The sequence below is a fragment of the Acinetobacter sp. RF14B genome (genome assembly GCF_006864105.1).
Lineage (GTDB): Bacteria > Pseudomonadota > Gammaproteobacteria > Pseudomonadales > Moraxellaceae > Acinetobacter > Acinetobacter lwoffii_C.
On sequence record NZ_SMTB01000278.1, the window covers coordinates 1 to 341 of the forward strand.

The 341-nt window shown below is 35.5% G+C and carries 1 pseudogene; it reads left to right on the plus strand.

Annotation, left to right across the window (positions count from 1 at the left end):
• Window positions 1-93: 93 nt before the first annotated feature.
• Window positions 94-341: pseudogene (locus E2K52_RS14960) on the plus strand (IS982 family transposase); the annotation flags it as partial.

Here is a 341-nt window from a genome sequence, read left to right on the forward strand (position 1 = left end):
TAACCCGAATCGCGGATAAGAAATTAACTTGAAAAATAGGAGGACTAGAGCCATCAGTTGAGTTACCACACAAAACCCACAACTCTAGTCCCGATGTTCAATAGTACCGAATTATTCTGTGTAATTGATGATTTCTTTCTTAAATTTGAAGCAACCTACTGGAAATTCCTCAAGCAAAGCCATCACTGCTTAAGAATCCGAAAAGCGCAACTGAGTATCTCTGAAATCATCTTTATCGCCATTTGGTATAAGTGTTCTCACTTCAATAATTTCAAAGCATTTTTTTCATGGCTGAAACAGGATAAAAGTCATTTATTTAAAAACTTACCTTGTTATCAACG